The following is a 24,369-nucleotide window of genomic DNA, read 5'->3' as shown; positions in this document are numbered from 1 at the left end:
GACCTTACCCCGAAATCTGTTTTTCGCCGGAAAGCCATGTGGCTTTCGCAAACAGCCCATCGTCAAGATGGACGGCATCCATCCGCATGCCGGGACGGAACGTTCCGCGATCGTTGAGATGCAGATAGCGCGCCGGATAATGGCTCGCCATGCGCAGTGCCTCGGCCAGCGTCAGCTCCAGTTCGGCCACGCCGAAACGCACCGCCGACGCCATATCGAGATCGGAACCGGCAATGGTGCCATCCGCCAGCACAAGCTTGGAGCAGATACCGCCCGGCACACGACGGACGGCACGCCCGTTGATCTCGAAGCTTTCGGAATCCGAACCGACCAGAGCCATGGCATCCGTCACGAAGAACAGGTGGGCATCTCCCCGTTTCGCCCGAAGAGCAAGCCGCAGCGCCATCGGATCGACATGATGGCCATCGGCAACGATACCGCACCAGATGTCGGGATGATCAAGTGCCGCACCAGCCAGCCCCGGTGCACGATGGCCAATCTGGCTCATGGCGTTGAAAAGATGGGTCACGCTTCGCGCACCGGCATCGAAACGCTTGAACGCCTCATCTGCCGTCGTGTCGCTATGGCCGATACTGACGACCACACCGCCGTCGCTCAAACGACGCACCTGATCAGGCGTGACCTGTTCGGCAGCAAGCGTGACCAGCAAGGTGCCGATCTGCTTTGCCGTATGGATATAGAGCGCGATATCGGCATCGTTGACGGGACGCATCAGTTCCGCCAGATGGGCGCCTTTGCGAGCCGGCGCCAGATGCGGTCCTTCCAGATGCAGACCGGCAACGCCCTTGTCGGCCTTGACTGCCTCAATTGCCGCTTCAATGGCGCGATCGCGCACCGGCGTCGTGTCGGTGATCAGCGTCGGTAGAAGGCTCGTCGTTCCATATTTGCGATGCCCCTTGGCAATCGTGAACATGGTCTCGGGTGTCGGCTGGTCATTGAGCATACGCCCGCCGCCGCCATTAACCTGCGCATCGATAAATCCGGGTGCCAGAACGCCACCGTTCAGGCGCTCGACATCACGGGCTTCGCCTAGTGACGCTTCCGGCACGATGGCTTCGATCTTGCCATCGCTGAACACCAGCGCGCTTTGGTCGTGAAAGCGCTCGCCGTCGAAAATGCGCGCGCCTGCTATTGCCGATTTTCTTGTCATACCGTCACCGTAACCTTGTTGAGATTGCGCGGCTTGTCTGGGTCAAAACCCTTGCGGCGCGTGACCGCTTCAATGACGCGGTAATAATTGATGAGGGAAACCAGCGGATCGAGATGCGCATTGCCCGTGCTAGCCGATGGCAGTCGGAAGCCCGGCGTTTCCGCATCGGATAGCGACACGATGCTCGCTCCAAACGAATGCAGCCGCTTCAGGGCCTGCATGTTGGTGTCGAACGCTTCATCGCGCGGCAGGAAGGAAATAATCGGGAAACCTTCTTCCACCAGACGCATCGGACCGTGCATCAGCTCTGCCAGAGAGAAGGCTTCCGCATGGATATTGGCGGTTTCCTTTGCCTTCAGCGCAGCCTCAAGCGCGATTGCAAAGGCCGTGCCACGACCGCCGGTATAAAGCGAGCGGGCATTGAAAAGGAGATTTTCAACCGCTTCGCGACCGTCAGGACGTGTTGCAGCAAGCGCCTCCGGCAGGCGCTGCAGTCCGACCTGCAGGCTTGCGTCACCGCTGGCCGACGCGACCACACCCGACAATGCCGCGACTGCGGCAATGAACGACTTGGTGGCAGCAACACTCTTTTCTTCACCAGCATTGAGCGCGAGTACCACGTCGGCGGCATTACCCAGCGGGCTATCGACAACGTTCACGACGGCAATTGTGGTTGCACCACCTTTTTTGGCAGCGTCCTGCGCTGCAACAATGTCCGGGCTCGCGCCGGATTGCGACACGGTAAAGTGCAATCCGTTCTTGAGCTTCAGCTTGGAACCATAGACCGACGCCACCGAAGGCCCGATGGATGCCACCGGAATACCCATGGTGATCTCCATCAGATATTTGAAGAATGTCGCCGCATGATCGGACGAACCACGCGCGGCGGTGGTGATGACGGCAGGTTCGTTCTTCTGGAAAATGCGCGCGATTTCCGAGAATGTGCCTGCCTCCTTCTCAAGCAGACCGGCGACGACGGCAGGCGACTGTTCGGTTTCCTGCAGCATCAGGGAGGAAGGGCTGTTCATGGTCATTCTCCAATTTTCAGTTCGGCGACGAAGTCATAGGCATCGGCGCGATAGTGCGAACGGGTATATTCGACGATCCGGTCGTCCTCGAGATGCGAGACACGCTCGATCAAAAGTGCTGGCGCACCCCTGTGCACACCAAGCAGGCGTGCCGTGCCGGGGTCGAGTGTAACCGCCGTCAGGCGCTGCAAGGCGCGCACCGGCTTGTGGCCACGCCTTGCCAATGCGCCATAAAGCGAGGTTTCTTCGACGCGGTCCTGATCCAGATAATGGCGCGGGACCACAGCCCGCTCGAAGGCCATCGGCACACCATCGGCAAGGCGCAGACGATCCAGCCGCACCACCGTCGTATCAACGCCGATTCCCAGCCGGAAAGCCTCGTCGGGCGACGGCCTGTCAACCTTGTTGGTGACAACGCGTGCGCCCGGCTCCTTGCCACGCGACAGCATATCCTCGGAAAACGAAGTCAGGCGCCAGAGATGCTGGCTGATGCGGGCCGGGCGTTCGGCAACGAAGGTGCCACTGCCGCGCCGCGCCTCGACCGCGCCCTGGGTCAGCAGTTCCTTATACGCATTGCGAACGGTAATGCGGCCGACGCCAAGCTGCTCCGCCAGATCGCGCTCCGGCGGCAGTCCGACAGCGGGCGCAAGTTGCCCCTCCTCGATCAGTTCACCGAGAATACGCGCAAGGTTCCGGTAAAGCGGCCCCGTAAGCTGCGGATCGTGCAAACCGCGCTCTTCGATGGCCGTGATCAATGTGGTTCTATTCATACTTCATATAATAGAACCTATATAGAACCAATGGCAAGTGACAATCTCATGAAAAAAGCCCGGTCGTGACCGGGCTTTTTGTTTAATGCGATTGCGGAGCGGGATGCGCCTCGGCTGGTGGCCCATCTGCGCCATGCTCGGGCTCCTTGATCCGGAACCAGGCGACATAAAGCGCCGGCAGGAAGAGAAGCGTGATTGCCGTGCCCGCTATGATGCCGCCCATCATGGCATAGGCCATTGGTCCCCAAAACACTTCACGCGCAATCGGGATCAGTGCCAGACTTGCTGCCGCCGCCGTCAGCGCGATGGGTCGCATTCGGTGCTGACTGGCCTGCGTCACCGCATCCCACGGGTGCATGCCCTCGGTGATATGCTCTTCGACCTGCACGATCAGAATGACCGAGTTTCGGATAAGAATACCGACCAGTGCCAGCACACCAAGGATGGCCACGAAGCCAAGCGGTTTGCCGCTCGGCAACAAGGCAGCCACCACACCGATCAGTCCAAGCGGCGCCACGGCGACAACAAGGAACAAGCGCTGGAAGCTTTGAAGCTGGATCATCAGGATTGTCGCCATGACGAACAGCATCAGAGGCACCACGGCAGCAATCGGCCCCTGGCTCTTGCCGCTCTCCTCCACCGTGCCAGCAATCTGGATCTGATAACCGGACGGCAGCTTGTCGGCGAAAGTCTTGATGGCGGGTGCCAGATCCTTGACGATCGTATCCGGCATCGTCTTGTCGATAATGCCTGCAGCAACCGTGATCGTAGGAATACGCGAACGGCGATAGACAACCGGCTGTTCCAGCTCATATCGGAAATTGGCAATCGCGGCCAATGGCACCGACGTCCCGTTACCGGTTGCGATCTGAAGACTTTGCAGCGTATCGATCGAATCGCGTTCGTGTTTCTGTGCCCGCACAATAACGTCGATCAGATAGATCGAATCCCGCACCTGAGTGATGGTGATACCGCCGACAACGCCGTTGAGGGTCGTTGCAATATCCTTCGAGGAAATGCCGAGCTTTCTCGCCTTGTCCTGCATGACGTCGACGCGGATAACCCGACCCGGCTCGTTCCAGTTGTAGCTCACCACCCCAAGCCGCTTGTCGGAACTGAGGATGCCGGCAAAGTCCTGTGCGACACCGCGCAGTTTTTGGACATCCGGACCCGAGATGCGATACTGCACCGGGCGGCCAACTGGCGGTCCAAGCTCCAGATACTTCACATAGACATCCGTCCCGACATAATCCTTGCGCAGAACCTCGTTGAATTTCTGCTTGAGCCTGTCACGCGCTTCGAGGTCCTTCGCGACAACGACCATCTGCCCGAAATAAGGATTTGCTGGCTGCACATCAAAGGAGAGAATGAAACGGATAGCACCTTCCCCGATATACGTGCTCCAGTGATCCACATCGGGATTGTCCTTGAGCATCGTGGCTTCAAACTTCTCCATCTGGGCCTTGGTGTCGGTGATGGAACTGTTCTGAGGCAAGGTCCAGTCGAGCACCAGTTCCGGACGGTCGGATTCCGGGAAGAACTGCCGTTCGATAAAGCCCATGCCGAAAACCGAAACGAGGAAAAGTGCAATGGTCGTAATGATCGTGATCCACTTGTGCCGCATGGACGCAAGCAGGACCTGCGAAAATATCTGGAAAAGACGGCTGTGCTTTTCCTCATGCGCCTTCATTTTCTTCGGCAGGAAAGTGACACCCAGCAAAGGCGCAAACAGAACTGCCACGATCCAGGAAACAAGCAGCGAAACCGCAATCACTACGAACAATGTGAACGTGTACTCACCCGCCTGACTGTTGTTCAGCCCGATGGGTATGAACCCGGCAATCGTAACCAGCGTGCCTGTCAGCATCGGGAAAGCCGTATGCGAATAGACATAGGTGGCAGCCTTGTTGATGGGATCGCCGTGCTCAAGCCGGGCCACCATCATTTCCACCGCAATCATCGCGTCATCGACCAGCAGGCCCAGCGCGATGATGAGCGCACCGAGCGACACGCGTTGCAGGGAAATATCCATCAAAGACATCGCCAGGAAGGTGATTGCCAACACCAGCGGGATCGAAAGCGAAACGACAAAACCCGCTCGCACCCCAAGACTGACGAAGCTCACCGCCAGAACGATGATAACCGCTTCAAACAGAGCTTCGGTAAAGCCCGAAACAGCGTCCTTGACGACTTCCGGCTGATCGGCAACCTTGAAGACCTTGACACCGACCGGGAGTTCCGCCGTCACCTGGCTCATCATTTTGTCGAGTGCCGCGCCAAATTCGAGCAGGTTGCCGTTCGGCTTCATGCCAATGCCGAGGCCGATCGCATCGTGCCCGTTCACCCGGAAAATGGATGCGGGAGGGTCCACATAGCCGCGCGTAATCGTCGCGACGTCGGAAAGACGGAAGAAGCGATCATTGACGCGCAGGTTGACCGCACGCAGATCCGCTTCCGAATTGAACTGTCCGCTGACGCGCACGCTGATGCGCTCCGGCCCGGCTTCCACCACACCGGACGGCGTGATGGCATTCTGGTCCTGCAAGGCCTGCAGGATTGCCTGCTGATCCAGTCCAAGCGCTGCAATCTGGCGCGTCGAGAACTCCAGATAGATCGCTTCGTCCTGCGCGCCGATCAGCTCGACCTTGCCCGCATTGGGCAATGTCAGAATTTTCGTCCGCGTGCTTTCGGCATAGTCCCGCAACTGTCGCATGGAAAGACCATCCGACGTGAATGCATAGACGTTTCCGTAAACGTCACCGAACTGGTCATTAAAATACGGTCCGAGAACGCCCTGAGGCAGCGTATTCTGAATATCGTTCAGAAAATGACGCACTTCGGTCCATGACTTTTTGACCTGCTCGGCCCGCGTCGTATCTTTCAGAAAGACGAACACGACCGACTTGCCCGCCGTGGTTATGCTGCGTGTATAATCGAGCGTATCCAGTTCTTCGAGCTTCTTTTCCAGCCGGTCCGTGACCTGGTTGAGCGTTTCGTCGACGGAGGCGCCGGGCCAGTTGGCCTGTACAACCATCGTCTTGACGGTGAAGTCCGGATCCTCCTCACGACCAAGATCGAGATAGGAAATCAGGCCCGCCACCAGAAAGACGAGCATGAAATACCAGACCAGAGACCGATGATTCAGAGCCCAGTCAGACAGATTAAATCCCTTCTTCACAGGCCCGTTCCTTTCTCGTCCAGGCGGACTTTCTGTCCTTCTTTCAACTCATGCACACCAGCAATCGCAACATAGCTTCCGACATCCACGCCACCGGCAACGAAACTGTTGCCGCGCCGTTCAGTCACCTGCACGTCATGAAGAGAGACCGTCTGTTTATGCGGATCGATGACCCAGATGCTTGTCTTGCCGTTTTCGTCGAGCAAAGCCTGTATCGGCATCGTCACAAGATTCTGTTCAGGCCCGGCTTTGGCTGCCCGGATCGTCGCGCCAAGGCGAAAGCCTTCCGGAGGGTTGTCGAGAGCAATACGCACACGGCGTGTGCGTGTCTGCGCATCAGCCTGCGGCGCCACCTCGCGTACTGTTCCCTGCCCCGTCACTTTTGGATCGGCCTGGAGCTGTACATTGAATGGCGTACCTTGCTCAAAATATTGCGTCATGCTGTCAGGAATATCGAGCACCGCTTCGCGAATATCGGGACGCGCAACCGTCATAACCGTCTGGCCAGCGGCAACCACCTGCCCGACTTCGGCATTCGTTGCAGAAATGACGCCATCATAATCCGGACGCAGCACAGCGTAACTGCGCTGATCCTGCGCCTTTTTCAGTCCTGCCCTGGCTTTTTCCAACCCGGCCTCTGCGCTGTCACGCGCCTGTCTGGCGGCATCATAATCGGCTTGCGAAACGTTGTTGCCCTTAAGCAGGATGCTCTGGCGTTCTTCGCTCGCCGCAGCGTTGGCATATTGTGCTTCGGCGCTCGCCAGATCAGCCCTCGCAGACTGAACGGCAAGATCGAGGTTGGATGGATCAACCATCGCAACCATCTCGTCCTTTTTCACAATATCCCCCACCTGAACAGGCCGATTGATAATTCGCCCGAGCACACGGAATGCAAGATCAGTGGAATAGCGTGGCTCAATCGTGCCTGCAAAACCCGTCTGCGTTACGGGCTTGGGCTCGACCACCATATAAAGAACCGGACGGACAGGGTCCGTCTCAGCCGTGTTCTCTTCACCTTTTCCGCAAGCGGCAAGCGCAAGCATGGCAGCGATAACAGCAATACTGCTCATGGTGTGGATTCTAGGAAACTGGATTGTCGCCTTCATTGCGCAACTTGTCCTTCCTGTTCCTGCACGACTTCGGTCGGCTCGCCAGAACGCAGCATTTGTGCGCCCTTCGTGACGATCAGCTCGCCTTCCTGCAGTCCGCCTTCCACGAGTAGTCGCCCCTTTTCGTATGAGAGCACCTTGATCGGAACCAGCGTTGCCACCTTGGAATCCTTCGAGAGCCTCCAGACGGCTGTACGCCCGGCATCCGAAGTCATTGCGCTCCATGGCAAAACGACTACCTTCACCGTGTCCATATGAACCGTGCCGGTCACTGTGGCCCCGAGCGCCATCTGAGGCGGGGTTTGCGCTATGCCGACCTTTAACCGTACGGTTCCAGTCTGCGCATCGACCACCGGAGAAATCTCACGAACCTTGCCTTCGGCACTTATCGACGCATCGGACAGCAGCGCAATCGTTACGTCCATTCCAATTTTGGCATGATTGACCAGTGTTTCCTGCACATCGAAGACCGCGTCACGTGGGCCATCCTCGGCAATCGAGAACGCTGTCTGTGCGGCCTGCACGACCTGACCGGCCTCGACATTGCGCGCCGTAATCACGCCTGAAACGGGTGCCTGCAATTCAGTGTAGGAGAGCTGATCGCGTGCATCGTTGAGCTGGCTTTCAGCGCTGGCAAGAGCGCTTTGCGTCGTTTGCAGGTTCTGGTTTGCCTGATCGTAGGTGCTGCGAGTGGTGAACCCTTGTGCCAGCAATGCCTTCTGTCGCGCAAAATTGGCCTGGGCCTGCACCAGCTGCGCCTGCGCAGCATCTTTCGACGCCTGTGCAACGCGCAGATTGGCCTGTTGCTCAACATTATCGATGCTGGCGAGAGGCTGCCCCTTTTCCACGTGCTGGCCGATCTCGACCAGACGCTGCACAACCTGACCGTTCAGACGAAACGAGACATTGACAAGCGACCGTGCCGCAATGGCGCCGGATAAGGTCAGTTTCGGTTGATAATCGCTGGCGACTGCCTTTACCGCTGCCACCGGCACGATGTCGAGCGAGTCGGCTTGCGCCTGCAACATTGTGCCCGGCGCAAGCAGCCCCAGACAAAAGAGCAGTATACGGGGTGCTTTGAAATGGGGAGCAAGCTGGCCCATAACGCGCCTCCACCCATTCTGCACGCTGTAAATGAATGGTTTTGCTGCCATTTACACGATTCTCACTGGTTTGGTTCTGTTGAGAATGCAACTAAAGCTTTGCAGAGAAAAGCGGCGTTGTAAAAGATGATGAATCATAGTTATCGCTATTAAAGTCTTTTCGAAAACACTTACTCAGGAGCAATCGGCAGGCATTGCCTTCGATCAGAGAATTTATAAATAGAAATATATAGTTGTGTTGAATTTCAAGAATATCGGCGGCGGCTAACTCGTTGCCTCCTCGACAAGCCTTTTACCGGCAACGTTCAATTCGTAACGTGTGCGTTGCGTGCGCGGATCGCGCTGTTTGATCCGCACATAACCGTGGTCCTGCCCGAGCACTGAAATTTCCCGGAGCACAAGCGCATGAGCGATCCCCAGCGAACGCGCAAAAGTTCGGCTATCCGACGCGATATCCAGCGCCAGCGCGGCGATGATCCCGGCACCAAGCCCGGTCAAATTGCTGGACGCCGTCATCAAAGCATCGACGAACGCCATATATTCCACTTCGCCCTCATCCATCATGCAGCTGCCGATTTAAGGGGGCGGAACGAAACGATCACCGATTTCGATGTGGGCGTGTAGCTTTCATCACCAGAACTGGCGAGCGGCACCAGCACGTTCATTTCCGGATAGTAGCCCGCAATACAACCGCGCGGGATGTCATAGGGCACGAAGCGGAAATCGCGCGCGATACGCTCCACACCATCATCGAATTCGCCAACAATATCAGCCCGGTCACCGGCCTCGACACCGATATCCGCCATGTCAGCTTCATTCATGAAGACGACCTGTCGTTCGCCATAGACACCGCGATAGCGGTCATCCATGCCATAAATGGTGGTGTTGTACTGGTCGTGGCTGCGGAAGGTCTGCAGCACATAACGCCCCGGCGTGCCGCGTGCCTGCTGATGCTCGACAGCTTCCGGAAGGGCGCCGGTCCAGAATGTCGCCTTGCCCTTTGTCGTATTCCATTCCAGCTCACGGGCAGAATTGCGCAAATGGAAGCCACGCGGAACCCGTACACGAGCATTGAAATCGTAGAAGTCCGGCAACACACGGGCGATATGGTTGCGGATAAGATCATAGTCGTCGGCAAGCTCCAGCCAGTTGACCGGATTTGCCCCAAGCGTCGCCTGCGCCATACCCGCAATGATCGCCACTTCCGAACGAAGATGTGATGAAGCAGGCGCATTGATGCCGCCCGAACCGTGCACCATGCTCATGGAATCTTCGACTGTCACGATCTGGGCCACACCTCTGGAATTGAGGTCGATCTCGGTGCGGCCAAGGCAAGGCAGGATGAAAGATTCCTGCCCCGGCACCAGATGCGAATGGTTGAGCTTGGTTGCGACATGAACCGTCAGGCGCTGGCCGGAAAGCGCTTTAGAAATCAGCGGACTATCCGGAGTGGCCCGGGCGAAATTGCCGCCGAGACCGATAAATGCCTGAGCCGACCCGTCGAGCATGGCACCTATGGCACCCAGAACGTTGTGTCCCGGCTCACGCGGAACATTGAAGCCAAATTCCTTTTCCAGCGCATCAAGAAATGCGACTGGAGGCCGTTCGTTGATGCCGACGGTGCGATCACCCTGCACGTTGGAATGACCGCGCACCGGACAGAGGCCGGCACCGGGCCTGCCAATATTGCCGCGCAGCAGCATGAAATTGGTGATTTCGCGGATCGTGATCACCGAATGACGATGCTGGGTGATGCCCATCGCCCAGGTGCAGATGACCCGTTCCGATTCCATATAGATCTTTGCCGCACGCTCGAGCGATTGCCGGAGAAGTCCCGATTGATCCTCGATTTCTTCCCACGACGTGCTGTCCACCGCAGCGCGATAGGCTTCCAGTTCCGCTGTATGTGTGCTGAGAAATTCCCGGTCGAGGATTGATGGCTTGCCTGCGGCGAGTGCGGCATCATCCGCTGCGAAAACCGCCTTGGCCATACCGCGGAAAGCGGCAAGATCACCGCCAAGACGCGGCTGGAAATAGTCGCTCGCTATGGCTTCGCTGCCGCCATGCAGCATTTCAAGCTTGTTCTGCGGATCGGCAAAACGCTCCAGCCCGCGTTCGCGGATCGGATTGAAAACGACAATGCGCGCACCGCGCTCGGCAGCACGACGCAGATCACCCAGCATGCGGGGATGGTTGGTGCCCGGATTCTGACCGACCACGAAAATGGCATCGGCCATTTCGAAATCTTCCAGCAGGACGGTCCCCTTGCCGACGCCAACCGACTGTTTCAGTGCAACGCCGCTAGCCTCGTGGCACATGTTTGAGCAGTCGGGGAAATTATTGGTCCCATAAGCGCGTACGAACAACTGATACAGAAACGCAGCCTCGTTCGAGGCACGGCCCGACGTATAGAACTCAACCCGGTTTGGGCTGTCGAAACTCTTGAGAATGTCCCCGATAGTCCTGAACGCCTCATCCCATTCGATGGCTTCATACTGATCGGTCGAAGCATTGTACCGCATCGGATGGGTCAGGCGCCCGGTATTCTCCAGATCGAAATCCGTCCAGTTGCGCAGCTGCGAAACCGTATGCTCCCGAAAAAAGGCAGGTGTCGTGCGCCGGTCGGTCGCCTCCCAGGCGACAGCCTTCACACCGTTTTCGCAAAATTCAAAAGATGAGCCATGTTCCGGATCACCCCAGGCACAACCGGGGCAATCGAAACCGTCCGGCTGGTTCGCCTTGAGAAGCGTGCGCGCGCCGGAAAGAGGAGCGCCACTTGCAAGCAATTGCTTGCCGCAGCTTTTCAATGCACCCCATCCACCCGCTGCAGCGGATCGCTTGCCGATGAAACCGGTTTTGGTGGCCTTGCTCATCCGTTACCCTCTAACCCAGTTGCGGGACCGCCTTCTTCGAGTGGCAAAGATGCCTTGGGCGGGTGCCAATATCATAAGTGGAATTACACGGTCCTTCAATTAACCGCGAGGCAATTGTTATTCGATACTTGTTCGTACTTGATTTCGGCCGCGCGATCCGTCATGCGATTGGTCAAGAAAAATTACCACAAGGGGTGGGATAGATGCCCAACATCGTTGAAATCGCCGATCTGAAGCGGCTTGCCCAGCGCCGCGTCCCCAAGATGTTCTTTGATTACGCGGATTCTGGCGCATGGACCGAGTCGACCTATCGCTCAAATGAAGACGACTTCAAGAAGATCAAGCTGCGCCAGCGCATTCTCGTCGACATGACGAACCGTTCGCTGGAAACGACGATGATCGGCGAGAAAGTGTCCATGCCGGTGGCTCTTGCGCCGACCGGCCTGACGGGCATGCAGCACGCGGACGGTGAAATGCTGGCAGCACAGGCTGCCGAAGCCTTTGGCGTTCCCTTCACCCTTTCGACCATGAGCATCTGTTCCATCGAAGACGTCGCTTCGGTGACAAAGAAGCCGTTCTGGTTCCAGCTATACGTGATGAAGGACCGCGATTTCGTGAAGAACCTGATCGGTCGCGCTAAGGCGGCAGGCTGTTCGGCTCTTGTGCTTACCCTCGATCTCCAGATTCTCGGCCAGCGGCACAAGGATATCCGCAACGGCCTTTCCGCTCCGCCGAAATTCACCCCGAAGCATATCTGGCAGATGGCGACCCGCCCCGGCTGGTGCCTGGGCATGATGGGCACGCAGCGCCGCACGTTCCGCAACATTGCCGGTCACGCCAAGAATGTTACCGACCTTTCTTCGCTCTCCTCGTGGACGGCTGAACAGTTCGATCCGCAGCTCAACTGGAACGACGTTGCCTGGATCAAGGAACAATGGGGCGGCAAGCTGATCCTTAAAGGCATTCTCGATGTGGAAGATGCCAAGATGGCAGCCAAATCAGGTGCCGATGCGATCATCGTGTCGAACCATGGCGGACGTCAGCTGGATGGCGCACCGTCCTCGATATCCATGCTGCAGCCGATCGTTGATGCCGTTGGCGACAAGATCGAAGTGCATGTCGATGGCGGCATCCGCTCCGGCCAGGATGTGCTCAAGGCCCGCGCACTTGGCGCTCAGGGCGTGTATATCGGTCGCCCGTTCCTCTATGGCCTCGGCGCCATGGGCCAGGACGGCGTAACGCTGGCGCTCGACATCATCCGCAAGGAACTGGATATCACGATGGCGCTCTGCGGCAAGCGGGATATCAACGATATCGACAAGTCGATCATCCATTCGATAAACTTCTGATAACGACAGGAGCCGGCCTCGCGTCGGCTCCTATACTTTAGAAATTGCTTACATAATATCGCGTCACACGCGAGTACCAGCGACTGATGCACCGCAAGGTTACTTAAAAATAACCAAGTGTTAAACATATCTCTTTACCATATCCGGCAGTACGGCTTGTGAGCCGTTTTTCTGTTCGGATTTGGAGTGGGAACCGATGAAGTGCACTTCCGCCATTGCCATCGTGGCTATCAGTCTGATGGCGGGATCAGGAGCGGCGTTTGCCGCCGACATAATTGCAGACCCTGTTATTGAACCCATGCCGGAACCGGTTAATTCGTCCGGCTGGTATATTCGTGGCGATCTCGGTTACAATTTCAAATCCAGCACAGATGGCGACTGGAGCTTCTGGAACCAGTTCGATCCGCCCTATCGCGGCATTGACGACACGCTGCGCTACGATGATTTCGACCTCAAGGCAGGCGCAACTTACGGCGTGGGTGTCGGTTACCGCTTCACCGACATGTTCCGCGCCGACGCAACGCTCGACTTCTTCCGTGCAGGCATAAACGGCCGCACCGCCTGCCCAAGCTATGTGAAATCTGCCAAGGGCTTCAATCCGGTCGAGGACAACTGCAACTACGAGGATTCCTCGACAGCCAATATCTGGACGGCCATGGCCAACGCCTATGTCGACCTGCCGCGTGTGGGACCTGTGACGCCTTATCTCGGCGCAGGTCTTGGCGCCGCCTATGTGCAATATGACGACTGGAAAACCCACGAAGTCTGCGCAGGCTGCACCTATTCCAGCGAAAAGGACGGCCTCGACAGCTGGCGCTTCGCAATGGCTCTCATGGCCGGTGTCAGCTACGATCTGACCGAGCAGCTCAAGCTTGATGTCGGTTACCGCTATATGCGTATCAATGGTGGCAAAGCCTACGGTTTTGACGCAGCCGATCGCAGCACCAACCCTTACGGCAATGCCGAAGGACCGGGCGCCACGGGAACGCAGGCCAAAGACAATGGCTTCAACATGCACACGATCCGCGCCGGTCTTCGCTACGAATTCCGTTAAAGAGAGTGACCTTTCGGATAGAAAGCCCGGTCAGTGCCGGGCTTTTTTCATTTCAGCCGCGTGAAGTCGGTGCCTTTGACAGAAGCACCGTGCGGATTGCGAAACTGGAATGGATGCGCGCGACACCGGGCAATCGCGACAGGATTTCCTTGTGAATGATCTCATAAGCCGCAGCGTTTTCGGCTTCGACGCGCAAAATGTAATCCGCGTCGCCTGTCATGAGATAACATTCCTGAACTTCGGGGTGCCGCCGCACCGCTTCCTCGAAACGATTCAGAAACTCCTCGGTCTGGCGGTCAAGCGTAATGCGTACGATAGCGACGAGCCGCTCATCGCCGTCGGATGAACCGACGATGGCCGTATAGCCACGGATAACGCCGCTTTCTTCCAATATTTGCACCCGCCGCAGACAGGCGGACTGCGAAAGTCCTACTTCGCTGGCGAGATGGCTGTTGGTCATGCGCCCGTCACGGCGCAGGCAGCGGATGATATTGCGGTCGATACCGTCGAGCGTTGGCATGAATAATCTTCAACTCTGGAGCTAAAATATGCGCAAGATGTGCGAAAATTCGCATAATATGCGATAAATAGCAAAAACATTCGAATAGTCTTCGACTAATATGCGAGCAAGCTCTGGGAGTGAGGAGTCACAAGGTTTCTCAACCGAGGCTTATATGCTTTGGGTGGCAGACGATCCATATCGACAATGACCTTCCAGGCGTTCTCGTAACGTAGTGAGCAGTTTGGAAAGAACCGTGCAAATGGTTGAGATGTCGATGCAATTTTCACAGGATGAGCGCGATCTTGCCGCCGGTGGCGTATTGACCATCGACTTGTCGGCGCTGCGTCACAATTATTCGGCCATTGCCCGTCATATCGCACCCACCCGCGCTGCTGCCGTTGTGAAGGCAGATGCCTACGGGCTCGGCGCCAGTCGTGTTGCGCCAGCTTTTTACGATGCCGGTTGCCGTGACTTCTTCGTCGCCCATCTCGGCGAAGCCATTGCGCTGAAGCCGTTTATCCAGCCCGATGCGACGCTCTACGTTTTGAACGGTCTTCAACCGGGGACGGAAGAAGCCTGCGCCCGCGAAGGCATTCTGCCAGTTCTCAACTCGCTGGAACAGATTGAAAACTGGGCGGCACTCGCCACCAGACAGGGCAAGAAGCTGCCCGCCCTGCTGCAGCTCGATACCGGCATGTCGCGTCTCGGCCTGTCGCCGAAGGAATTTGAACGCTTTCTTGAGAACGCCACGCTTCTGGATGCCATTGACATCAAGTTTGTCATCAGCCACCTGGCCAGCGGTGACGAACCGGAAAATGCGGCAAATGCCCGTCAGCTTGCCAATATGACCGCCTTGCTTGCGCGCCTGCCAAAACTGCCGGTTGCTTTCGCCAATTCCGGCGGCAGCTTCCTCGACAAGACCTATCATTTCGACCTCGCTCGCCCCGGTGTCGCGCTTTATGGCGTTGGACCGAAAAGCGAGATCATTCCTGTCCTCACCCTTTCGGCACGCGTCATTCAGGTGCGCGACATCGACAAGGGGGCGGCGGTTGGCTATGGCGGCGCCTATATCGCCGAAGGGCCGATGCGGGTTGCAACGATTGCTGTGGGATATGCCGATGGCTGGTTCCGTTCTCTCAGCAACAAGGGGGCGGCCTTCTTTGGCGATACGCGACTGCCGATCATCGGCCGTGTGTCGATGGACTCGATCACGCTCGACGTCAGCGCGTTGCCGGAAGGCACGCTGAAACTCGGCAGTCTTGTGGAGCTGATCGGCCCGCACCAGCGCCTCGAAGACGTGGCGCGCGATTGCGACACTATTCCCTATGAAATTCTGACTGCGCTCGGCAACCGTTATGCACGTGTCTACGTGGAGAGCGGCGCGAGCGACATAAAAGTATAAGACAAGAGGCGAACATGCAGATCACCATTCTCGGCAGCGGCGTCATTGGCGTTACGACCGCTTATTACCTCGCCAAGCTCGGTCACGAGGTAACCGTTGTCGACCGCGAAGAAGGCCCCGCACTGGAAACGAGCTTTGCCAATGCCGGTCAGGTTTCGCCGGGTTACGCGTCGCCCTGGGCCGCGCCCGGCATTCCGTTCAAGGCCGCGAAATGGCTGTTCCAGAAGCACGCGCCACTTGTTTTGCGTCCGACTTGCGATCCGGTTCAGTATAGCTGGCTCCTGCAGATGCTCGCGAACTGCACCGACAGCCGTTACAAGGTCAACAAGACCCGCATGGTGCGCGTCGCCGAATATGCGCGCGATTGCCTTGTCGATCTGCGCAAGGAAACCGGCATCGAATACGACCAGCGCATGCAGGGCACGCTCCAGCTTTTCCGCGAGCAGTACCAGCTCGACGGTATCGGCAAGGATATTGAGGTACTGCGTCAGGATGGCGTGCCGTTCGAAGTCCTCGACCGCGAGGGTTGCGCCAAGGTAGAACCGGCACTTGCCCGCGTGAAGGACAAGTTCGTCGGTGGCTTGCGTCTTCCGCATGACGAAACCGGCGACTGCTTCAAGTTCACCAATGCGCTGGCAAAGATTGCCGAAGGACTCGGTGTAAAATTCCGCTTCGGCGTCAACATCAAGTCGTTACTGATGTCCGGCGGCAAGGTTTCCGGCGTCGAGACCTCCGAGGGTGTCCTGACCGCCGACCGTTATGTCGTCGCTCTTGGCAGCTATACGCCTGCGCTCGTCAAATCGCTTGGCCTTAACGCCCCGATCTATCCGGTGAAGGGTTATTCCATCACAGCACCGATTGTCGACGAGGATCGCGCTCCGGTTTCGACCGTTCTCGATGAGAGCTACAAGATTGCGATCACCCGTCTTGGCGACCGCATCCGCGTTGGCGGTATGGCGGAAGTCTCGGGCTTCACCACGGACCTACCTGCCGCGCGGCGCGCAACGCTCGATTTGTCGGTAACGGACCTGTTCCCCGGCGGCGATCTGAAAGCGGCAACCTTCTGGTCCGGCCTGCGCCCGATGACACCGGATTCCACGCCGATCATCGGTGCAACGCGCTACGACAACGTGTTCATAAATGCCGGTCACGGAACGCTCGGCTGGACGATGTCGTGCGGTTCCGGCAAATTGCTCGCCGACCTTATTTCCGGCAACAAGCCGGATATCCGGGCCGACGATCTCGGTATTTCCCGCTACGAATAGACTATTTGCACGAAGTTGAATCGCCTTCCTCAAGGCGATTCAAAAACTCGGCGGCGTGCAGGCGCTGACGATTTCGCATGGCACCGGTCCGACGCAACGGAACCGGTGCGGCAGCTTGCTGGAAAAGTAATAGGCGTCACCCGGCCCCAGAATGCGGCGTTCACTGCCGACCGTCACTTCGATGCGACCCGAAATGACGATGCCGCCTTCCTCGCCCTCGTGCATCAAAAGCACTTTTCCCGTATCGGAACCCGGCTCATAACGCTCCTTCAGCATCTGTAAAGAGCGTGAAAACAGATGGTCTCCCACCTGCCGATAGGAAATTGGGCCCTTGCCGATTTCCACCAGTTCCTCGGCCTGATAGAATACCTTGTGCGGAGCATCCGGTTCGAGCGCGAAAAACTCGGCCATGCCGATAGGAATACCGTCGAGAATGCGCTTCAATGCACCGACGGACGGATTGGACTGATTGGCCTCGATAAGGGAGATGGTGGAGTTGGTCACACCTGCCCTTTTGGCCAACTCACGCTGCGACAGATTCTGCCGCATGCGCACATAACGAAGCCTCCCGCCGATATCGATGCTCATCGAACTCTTCCCCATGTTTATGATGTTCGATATAGCACAAACTTGATAATTATCCCACATAAAAACAATAACTTAATATCTTGAAGAAAAGGACTTGTTGCACCTCGCAAAGCGTGGCCTGCTGCTTACAAATAGGAGGTAATTATGCTCACCAAAACCAACACGCCAAGCCTTGAGAACTTCTGGATGCCGTTCACCGCGAACCGGCAGTTCAAGGCAGCGCCTCGCCTGCTCGCAAGTGCTTCGGGCATGTATTACACCGACACCGATGGCAATCAGGTTCTGGATGGCACGGCTGGTCTCTGGTGCTGCAATGCCGGTCATGGCCGCAAGCGCATCACCGAAGCTGTCGAGCGCCAGATTTCGACCATGGATTTCGCACCGACCTTTCAGATGGGCCATAATGTGGCTTTCGACTTTGCTGAAAAGCTCGCAGCTATCGCACCGGGCGGACCGGATGCAAAACTCGACCGCGTATTCTTCACCAATTCCGGTTCGGAATCGGTCGATACCGCACTGAAGATCGCCATCGCCTATCAGCGCGCCATCGGCCAGGGCACCCGCACCATGGTTCTGGGTCGCGAAAAGGGCTATCACGGCGTTGGTTTCGGCGGCATTTCCGTCGGCGGCCTTGTCAATAACCGCCGCGTCTTCCCACAGATTCCTGCCGACCATCTGCGCCATACGCTCGATATCGAGAAGAACGCCTTCTCCAAGGGCCTGCCTGCAAACGGCATCGAACTTGCCGACGATCTGGAACGCCTCGTCCAGCTGCATGGCGCTGAAAAGATCGCTGCGGTTATCGTTGAACCGATGTCCGGTTCGGCTGGCGTCATCCTGCCACCGAAGGGCTATCTGGAACGCCTCCGCGCTACGGCAGACAAGCATGGCATCCTCCTGATCTTCGACGAAGTCATCACCGGTTTCGGCCGCCTCGGCACGCCGTTTGCGGTTGATTATTTCGGCGTCGTGCCCGACCTCGTGACAACCGCCAAGGGCCTGACCAATGGCGCCATCCCGATGGGCGCAGTCTTCGCCGCCCGCAAGGTCTATGATGGCCTGATGACCGGGCCGGAAAACGCCATCGAGCTGTTCCATGGCTACACCTATTCCGGCCATCCGGTTGCCGCTGCTGCCGGCCTTGCAACGCTGGAAGTCTATGCCGAGGAAGGCTTGCTGACGCGCGGTGCGGAACTTGCCAATCATTGGCAGGAGGCACTCCATTCACTCAAGGACGTTTCGAACGTCATCGACATTCGCAACCTCGGTCTGGTTGGTGCCATCGAACTCTCGTCGCGCAAGGATGCACCGGGCGCCCGCGCCTACGATGTTTTCGTGGATTGCTTCAAGAAGGGCCTGCTCATCCGCGTAACCGGCGATGTGATCGCGCTTTCGCCACCACTGATCGTGGAAAAGGAACAGATCGACACGATCGTGTCCGTCATCGGTGACGCCATCAAACGCGCAGCCTGACCTTCACCCAAGTCATGCTGCCTTTTAGAGCGCATCCCGAAAAGTGTGAAACGGTTTTCGGACAAGATGCGCTCTATTTTTAAACTACGCATCGATTTTTAGACCGATGCGCTCGCCGCCGCTGTTCCCCTGCGGCGGCTTTTTTTCTGATAACAGCAATTCATTCGCCGCTATCGGGAAATATCAAACCGCGATACTATTCAGAACGTATATTGTCTTGTTTCGGGAACCTTTTGGCCTCGCATACATCCAATGAAACTCCACAGGAGTTTGACCCATGCGTGCAAAAACAGCGTTACCCGCCACCTCTCCAACATTTCAGGATGATCTTGTCCTCGCCCAGTGCGCAAAAATGCACGATCTGGAAGCGCTGCGCAAAATCATGCAGACCAACAATCAGCGGCTCTATCGTCTGGCCCGCGGCATCGTGCGCAACGACAGCGAAGCGGAAGATGTGGTTCAGGAGACCTATTTTCTGGCTTTCAGGAGTCTTGATCGCTTTCGCGGCCAATCCAGCCTGACCACGTGGCTATCCCGTATTGCAATTCACGAAGCCCTCGGTCGTCTGCGCAAAACCCGGAAGGTCGAGAAGCTTCTTGAGACCACACCCGACACAAACAATATCATCCCGTTTCCATCCGACATGAGCGTGAATGACCCCGAACGCAGTTTTGCGCAGCGCCAGATATTGCAGCTGGTCGAACAGGCAACGGATAATCTGCCGGAAATTTTTCGCCTCGTATTCGTCGCACGGGTCATTGAAGGTTTGAGCGTGGATGAAACAGCCGAATTGTTGAATCTGCGCCCGCAAACCGTAAAGACACGTCTTCACCGCGCCCGATATTTGTTACGAAAACAGCTGGACGAGAAAATCGGCCCTGTATTGCTGGATGCCTTTCCCTTCGCAGGCAAACGCTGCGAGCGGATTATAACTGCCGTTTTGGCGCGGCTGGACGAACTGACTTAATGTCAGGAACCTTTTGAACTCTCCCGCATCCAATAGCTGTCACTAGAGCATTTCCAGCAAAAGTGCGAAGCGGTTTTGCGTAGGATAATGCGACGAAACAACTATTTGGAGCCCGTAAAAAGGCGCCGGACAAGGGAGAGTTCCATGTCTATTCGTTCAGTTGTATCCGTTGCTGCAATTTGCATTTGCGGCAGTCTGTCTCTGGCAATTGCCCATGACGGAAAATTACACGATCCGGCGATAGCCCATATTGCCTACACGGCAGGCGCCATCGATGTCGCGGCTGCCAAACAGGCTCTCGAAAAATCCAAAAACAAAACGGTGCTTGAGTTCGCACAGACCATGCTGCGTGATCATGAAGCGGTCAATCAGCGGGCGCTCGCTCTGGTCAAGAAACTGAACGTCACACCGGAGGATAACGACACAAGCAAAGCCTTGTCCAAAGCGGCAGCAGAAGAACTGACCAGGTTGAGCAAACTCGATGGCGCAGCTTTCGACAAATCCTATGTCGACAACGAGGTTGCCTATCATAAGGAAGTGAACAAGGCGCTGAAAACCGCACTTATCCCGTCCGCCAGCAACACTGAACTGAAGAGCCTGCTCGAAACCGGTCTCAAATTGTTCCAGAGCCATGAGCAACATGCCGAACACATCGCCATGTCTTTGAAATAGGACCGGTCCGATGAGATATGTTCAAGCTGTCACCATACTTGCCGGGTTGCTGATTATCAGTGTCCCGGCAAAGGCGAAAACAATTGAAATTACGGTCGAAAAACTTGCTTTTTCACCGCAGAACATTGAAGCGAACGTGGGCGATGTGATCGAATGGAACAATAAGGACCCGATGCAGCACACCGCAACCGTAAAGGGAGGATGGGATATTCTCCTGCCACCCCGGAAGGTTACGAGACAGGTTCTGAAATCGCCAGAAGCGGTCAAGTTTTACTGCCGTTTTCACCCCGATATGATCGGAATGCTAACAGTCAAACCATGAGGAAAAGCGCGCCGATGCGTTTGCCGGGCCGTAATGTGCACGACCAGCCGTTTATCCTCCCTGCGATGGCGTGAAATTCGCCACCAGCGCATGGCTGTCGCCGGGATAGGTAAAGCGTACATGTGTTACCGGCTGGTCAGCGTTCCACGTCTGGCGCTCGATCACCAGACAGGGCGCCCCCAGCGGAATACCGAGCATGCCAGCATTTTCCTGCGTGGCGGCAATCGCACGTATCGAGTGTTTTGCGCTACTCCACGGCACGCACGAAACCAGCCATGGTCCCGGCGAATTTTCAGCAAAGTCAGTCTGCGCAGCGGTCGGAACCGCATCCAGACTGATGATGCGCTCTTCCAGAGCGAAGACACGCTTGCCCGCATAGTGACGGCAGACGAGTTCAACCAGCGGCGTATGGCGCGGCATGTCGATATGCCTTGCATCGGCTGGTCCGCTCAATCGCTCGCGCCGGCTCGTCAGCTCGAACCTATAAGCGGCGCCGAGCGCTGCCACTTCATCGCGAATATCGTGGATTTCGAGGATTGCAGCCTGCGATTGCGGAAAGGAAACAAAACTGCCGGATCTCCGCTTGCGCTCAATCAGACCGGCTTTCGCCAGCTGCGTCAGCGCCTTGTTCACAGTCATGCGTGAACAGCCATATTGTTCCGTCAGCTCGTGTTCAAACGGGATGCGATGACCGGGCAGCCATTCTCCCGACAGGATGCGCGATTCTATATCGTCCAGAATACGCTGATGCAGCGAAAGCACCGGTGCGTCCTTTACGATCAAGTCTTCGCCAGCCATGCCATCTCCTGTCAGGCGAGTAATTCGCCGATCACTTTCTGGAAAGCACGCTCGGCCTCATCGCGCAAGCGGTGACGCCCGCCTTCCACCTGTTTAACGCCGCGCACCCATACATCGGACGGTCGTGCGCGACCGCCAAAAATCCAGCCATCGAGCACTGCGTCGCCTTTTGCATGTGGCAGACGCGCCGCATCAAGTGCGACGAAATCGGCCGAAGCCCCCGCTTCCAAGCCATCGCTTGCACGTCCCATGGCGATATTGCCGCCCGTCACCGCGCCATCGAACAATGCGCGGCCTGTCGAGCCTGCGTTCTCGGCCAGAACATTGCGCGCGCGGTGCAGGAGACGCTGCGAATATTCGTACTGGCGTAACTCATCGCTAATGCCGATCAGCACATTGGAATCCGAGCCGACGCCGAACTTGCCGCCTGCTTCGTGGAAGACCGTGGCATTGAAAGTGCCGTCACCAAGATTGGCCTCCGTCACAGGACAAAGACCAGCAATCGCACCAGCCTCAGCCATGCGCATGGTTTCCGCGTCGGTCATGTGGGTCGCGTGGATGAGGCACCAGCGCGACGACAATTCCTGATGGTCAAGCAGCCATTCAACAGGTCGCTGGCCCGACCATGCAATGCAGTCGTCCACTTCCTTGACCTGTTCGGCAATGTGAATATGCACAGGCGCATCCGGCAAAAGCTTTGCCGCAAATGTCAGCTCATCGGGGGTGACAGCACGCAGACTGTGCGGGGCTACGCCAAGCACGGCACCATCGAAACCGACAAGCGCTTTCTGGCAGCCTTCAATCAAACGGGAAAAGCTTGCTTCATCATTGATAAACCGACGCTGGCCTTCATTCGGAGCAGCACCGCCAAAGGTCGAATGCGCATAAAGCACTGGCAGCAATGTCAGGCCGATACCCGCTGCCCCAGCTGCGGAAACAATGCGATCCGCCATCTCGGAAATATTGCCGTAAGGTGTGCCGTCGCGATCATGATGCAGATAATGAAACTCGCCGACGCGGGTAAATCCTGCCTCCAGCATGTCGACATAAAGCCGCAGCGCTACAGCTTCCGCCTGTTCCGGCGACATGGTGAGCGCAAACTTGTACATGATCTCGCGCCAGCTCCAGAAGCTGTCAGCAGAAGGTCCACGCCGCTCAGCCAGTCCTGCCATGCCATATTGGAACGCATGGCTGTGCAGATTTGGCATGCCTGAAACGATCACTGCATGGTGTTCGTCGCCCGACTGCGCACTGACGCCGGTTTCCACAGATGCGATTTTTCCGTCGACAATGCCAAGACGCACATCATCCGCCCAACCTGTTTGCAGAAGCGCCTGACCGGCATGGATAAATTGCGTTTTTGTGGCTGCGGCAGACATTCGAACAAGCTCCTCATTTCGCCAAATTCACACGCCGATCTTTCAACAGATCGCAAATGGATGCATTTTTTCTCTTGGCGGCTCCGTTAATATGTATATACATTATTGAAAAACAGGGGAAGCGAGAAAACGCTCATGCCAGATAAAACAAGCTACATTTTCAGCAACGCCCGTATCGCCACCTTGGGTGAAAACGCCGAGGGTCTGGGGCTCATCGACAATGCAGTGCTCGCCGTCAAAGACGGCAAGATCGCTTATGTCGGTCCGGAAAATGCACTGCCTGCTGAATATGCATCTTTCGAGAAAATCGACTGCGAGAACCGCTTGATCACGCCCGGCCTGGTCGACTGCCACACGCATCTTGTCCATGCCGGCAACCGCGCGCATGAGTTTGAATTGCGCCTGAATGGTGCCACTTACGAAGAAGTGGCACGTGCAGGCGGCGGCATTGTTTCCTCAGTCAAGAACCTGCGCGCTGCCAGCGAAGACGATCTGGTGCGCGAAACCCTGCCCCGTCTCGATGCGCTGATTGCCGAAGGCGTCACCACCGTTGAAGTCAAGTCGGGTTACGGTCTCGACCGCGACAGCGAAATCAAGTCACTGAAAGCCGCCCGCCGTCTTGGCGAAGAACGTGACGTGACGGTCCGCACCACCTTCCTCGGCGCGCATGCCCTGCCACCGGAAATGAATGGCGACAAGGCCGCCTATATCGACCGCGTCATCAACGATATGCTTCCGGCTATCGCCGCTGAAAATCTGGCCGATGCGGTTGACGGTTTTTGCGAAGGCATCGCCTTCTTGCCCGACGAAATCGCCCGCGTCTTCGATGCGGCCAAGGCGCATAATATTCCGGTCAAGCTTCATGCCGACCAGTTGTCCAATCTGCATGGCGCGGCTCTTGCCGCTTCCTATGATGCGCTTTCAGCGGATCATCTGGAATATACGGATGCGGACGGCGCTACCGCTATGGCCAAGGCCGGAACGGTAGCCGTGCTGCTGCCCGGCGCCTACTACTTCATTCGCGAAACACAAAAGCCGCCGGTCGAGCTTTTCCGTGCTGCGGGTACCAAGATGGCGCTCGCCACCGACAACAATCCCGGCACCTCGCCGCTGACCTCGCTTCTGCTCACCATGAATATGGGCGCAACGCTCTTCCGCATGACGGTCGATGAATGCATTGCAGGCGTGACCCGCGAAGCAGCGCGCGCACTCGGGCTTCTTGATCAGACCGGCACGCTGGAAATTGGCAAGGATGCCGACCTCGCGATCTGGGACGTCGAGCGCCCGGCAGAGCTTGTTTACCGCATCGGCTTCAACCCGCTCTGGAAGCGTGTGTTCAAAGGCCAGATCTGAGTTTTTGTTTCAA

The 24,369-nt window shown here is 57.0% G+C and carries 21 protein-coding genes; 9 read left to right on the top strand and 12 right to left on the bottom strand.

Annotation, left to right across the window (positions count from 1 at the left end; all coding sequences use genetic code 11):
• Nucleotides 1-4: 4 nt before the first annotated feature.
• The 8 genes from nagA to OANT_RS07480 all read right to left on the bottom strand — a co-directional run bounded on the left by nagA (nt 5) and on the right by OANT_RS07480 (nt 11,232).
• Complete coding sequence (gene nagA / locus OANT_RS07515) at nt 5-1,171, bottom strand: N-acetylglucosamine-6-phosphate deacetylase (RefSeq protein WP_012091516.1); 1,167 nt, start codon at nt 1,169-1,171, stop codon at nt 5-7.
• A complete protein-coding gene (locus OANT_RS07510) occupies nt 1,168-2,199 on the bottom strand; it encodes an SIS domain-containing protein (protein ID WP_012091515.1) in 1,032 nt (343 codons plus the stop codon). Before OANT_RS07510 ends, nagA begins: the two co-directional genes overlap by 4 nt.
• A gap of 2 nt (nt 2,200-2,201) precedes the next feature.
• Complete coding sequence (locus OANT_RS07505; RefSeq protein WP_010659523.1) at nt 2,202-2,969, bottom strand: GntR family transcriptional regulator; 768 nt, start codon at nt 2,967-2,969, stop codon at nt 2,202-2,204.
• 82 nt (nt 2,970-3,051) lie between these two features.
• The gene (locus tag OANT_RS07500; protein WP_012091514.1) at nt 3,052-6,147 is read right to left on the bottom strand and encodes an efflux RND transporter permease subunit; all 3,096 of its coding nucleotides are present in this window, start codon (nt 6,145-6,147) and stop codon (nt 3,052-3,054) included.
• Nucleotides 6,144-7,217, bottom strand: coding sequence for an efflux RND transporter periplasmic adaptor subunit (locus tag OANT_RS07495; protein ID WP_373366441.1), 1,074 nt, complete (start codon nt 7,215-7,217; stop codon nt 6,144-6,146). Before OANT_RS07495 ends, OANT_RS07500 begins: the two co-directional genes overlap by 4 nt.
• 32 nt (nt 7,218-7,249) lie before the next feature.
• Nucleotides 7,250-8,284 carry an efflux RND transporter periplasmic adaptor subunit gene (locus OANT_RS07490; RefSeq protein WP_373366454.1) on the bottom strand — a complete coding sequence of 345 codons (1,035 nt, stop codon included), beginning with the start codon at nt 8,282-8,284 and terminating at the stop codon, nt 7,250-7,252.
• Between the two features lie 339 nt (nt 8,285-8,623).
• A complete protein-coding gene (locus OANT_RS07485; protein WP_012091511.1) occupies nt 8,624-8,923 on the bottom strand; it encodes a hypothetical protein in 300 nt (99 codons plus the stop codon).
• Nucleotides 8,920-11,232 carry an FdhF/YdeP family oxidoreductase gene (locus OANT_RS07480; RefSeq protein ID WP_012091510.1) on the bottom strand — a complete coding sequence of 771 codons (2,313 nt, stop codon included), beginning with the start codon at nt 11,230-11,232 and terminating at the stop codon, nt 8,920-8,922. The genes OANT_RS07485 and OANT_RS07480 overlap by 4 nt, the downstream gene beginning before the upstream one ends.
• A 203-nt stretch (nt 11,233-11,435) precedes the next feature.
• On the opposite strand from OANT_RS07480, the gene OANT_RS07475 reads away from it, so the two are divergent.
• Entirely contained in the window at nt 11,436-12,581 is a 1,146-nt protein-coding gene (locus OANT_RS07475; protein WP_012091509.1) for an alpha-hydroxy acid oxidase, read from the top strand.
• A 196-nt stretch (nt 12,582-12,777) separates the two neighbouring features.
• Nucleotides 12,778-13,635, top strand: a complete 858-nt coding sequence (locus tag OANT_RS07470; protein WP_010659516.1) for an outer membrane protein — start codon at nt 12,778-12,780, stop codon at nt 13,633-13,635.
• A 52-nt stretch (nt 13,636-13,687) separates the two neighbouring features.
• On the opposite strand, the gene OANT_RS07465 is transcribed toward OANT_RS07470, so the two are convergent.
• Complete coding sequence (locus OANT_RS07465; protein ID WP_012091508.1) at nt 13,688-14,155, bottom strand: Lrp/AsnC family transcriptional regulator; 468 nt, start codon at nt 14,153-14,155, stop codon at nt 13,688-13,690.
• A gap of 241 nt (nt 14,156-14,396) precedes the next feature.
• Here OANT_RS07465 and alr point away from each other — a divergent pair, with 241 nt between their 5' ends.
• Both alr and OANT_RS07455 read left to right on the top strand, forming a co-directional pair.
• Entirely contained in the window at nt 14,397-15,539 is a 1,143-nt protein-coding gene (alr, locus tag OANT_RS07460) for an alanine racemase (protein ID WP_012091507.1), read from the top strand.
• Between the two features lie 14 nt (nt 15,540-15,553).
• Nucleotides 15,554-16,804, top strand: coding sequence for a D-amino acid dehydrogenase (locus tag OANT_RS07455; protein ID WP_010659513.1), 1,251 nt, complete (start codon nt 15,554-15,556; stop codon nt 16,802-16,804).
• Nucleotides 16,805-16,843: 39 nt separating this feature from the next.
• Here the strand turns inward: OANT_RS07455 and OANT_RS07450 are convergent, their stop codons facing one another.
• A complete protein-coding gene (locus tag OANT_RS07450; protein WP_010659512.1) occupies nt 16,844-17,392 on the bottom strand; it encodes a cupin domain-containing protein in 549 nt (182 codons plus the stop codon).
• Nucleotides 17,393-17,536: 144 nt separating this feature from the next.
• Between OANT_RS07450 and aptA the strand changes: the two genes are divergently transcribed.
• The 4 genes from aptA (at nt 17,537) to OANT_RS07430 (ending at nt 20,826) form a co-directional block, all read left to right on the top strand.
• A complete protein-coding gene (gene aptA, locus OANT_RS07445) occupies nt 17,537-18,865 on the top strand; it encodes an omega-aminotransferase AptA (RefSeq protein ID WP_012091506.1) in 1,329 nt (442 codons plus the stop codon).
• A gap of 277 nt (nt 18,866-19,142) precedes the next feature.
• Nucleotides 19,143-19,832, top strand: a complete 690-nt coding sequence (locus tag OANT_RS07440) for an RNA polymerase sigma factor (RefSeq protein WP_012091505.1) — start codon at nt 19,143-19,145, stop codon at nt 19,830-19,832.
• A 144-nt stretch (nt 19,833-19,976) separates the two neighbouring features.
• The gene (locus tag OANT_RS07435) at nt 19,977-20,504 is read left to right on the top strand and encodes a DUF4142 domain-containing protein (protein WP_012091504.1); all 528 of its coding nucleotides are present in this window, start codon (nt 19,977-19,979) and stop codon (nt 20,502-20,504) included.
• Between the two features lie 10 nt (nt 20,505-20,514).
• Nucleotides 20,515-20,826: a cupredoxin domain-containing protein gene (locus OANT_RS07430; RefSeq protein ID WP_012091503.1), complete on the top strand. Its 312-nt coding sequence runs from the start codon at nt 20,515-20,517 to the stop codon at nt 20,824-20,826.
• A gap of 51 nt (nt 20,827-20,877) precedes the next feature.
• On the opposite strand, the gene hutC is transcribed toward OANT_RS07430, so the two are convergent.
• Entirely contained in the window at nt 20,878-21,624 is a 747-nt protein-coding gene (hutC, locus tag OANT_RS07425) for a histidine utilization transcriptional repressor HutC (RefSeq protein WP_010659507.1), read from the bottom strand.
• A gap of 11 nt (nt 21,625-21,635) precedes the next feature.
• Nucleotides 21,636-23,003 (bottom strand): formimidoylglutamate deiminase, encoded by a 1,368-nt coding sequence (locus OANT_RS07420; protein ID WP_012091502.1) that lies wholly within the window; start codon nt 23,001-23,003, stop codon nt 21,636-21,638.
• A gap of 135 nt (nt 23,004-23,138) precedes the next feature.
• On the opposite strand from OANT_RS07420, the gene hutI reads away from it, so the two are divergent.
• Complete coding sequence (gene hutI / locus OANT_RS07415) at nt 23,139-24,356, top strand: imidazolonepropionase (protein WP_012091501.1); 1,218 nt, start codon at nt 23,139-23,141, stop codon at nt 24,354-24,356.
• Nucleotides 24,357-24,369: the final 13 nt, after the last annotated feature.

Source organism: Brucella anthropi ATCC 49188, from assembly GCF_000017405.1.
Classification (GTDB): Bacteria; Pseudomonadota; Alphaproteobacteria; order Rhizobiales; family Rhizobiaceae; genus Brucella; species Brucella anthropi.
The sequence above is the reverse complement of the archived record's forward strand: the minus strand, read 5'-3'. Positions and strand labels throughout refer to the sequence as shown.